Source organism: Adlercreutzia equolifaciens (genome assembly GCF_029076695.1).
Taxonomy (GTDB): domain Bacteria; phylum Actinomycetota; class Coriobacteriia; order Coriobacteriales; family Eggerthellaceae; genus Adlercreutzia; species Adlercreutzia equolifaciens_A.
Map to the genome: position 1 here is coordinate 1 of NZ_JARFIK010000267.1, position 315 is coordinate 315.

Below are 315 nucleotides of genomic sequence, written 5' to 3' on the forward strand. Positions count from 1 at the left end.
CATCGACCAGCTCGGCCAGGCGCGCCGCCGCCGGGCGCAGCGAGAACTTCTCCTCGAAGCCCTCCCCGGCCGGGCGGCCCAGATGGCTCATGAGCACCACGCGAGCACCCTCGACCACCAGCTTCTGAATGGTGGGCAGCGCCGCGCGAATACGGGTGTCGTCGGTGACCACGTCGCCGTCAAGCGGCACGTTGAAGTCCACGCGCACCAGCACGCGCTTCCCCGTCACCTCGGCCTGATCCACGGTCTTAATGTCAGCCTTGTTCATCCTTTCTAAAACGAAAAGCCTGACCCAACTGAGCCAGGCTTTTCGGA

General features: G+C 64.8%; 1 protein-coding gene. It reads right to left on the reverse strand.

Features of this window, described 5'->3' with window-relative positions; genetic code table 11:
- Window positions 1-268: phosphoglycerate kinase (pgk, locus tag PZH32_RS12355; RefSeq protein WP_275208544.1), on the reverse strand; the 268-nt coding region annotated here is incomplete at its 3' end.
- Between the last annotated feature and the right edge of the window lie 47 nt (window positions 269-315).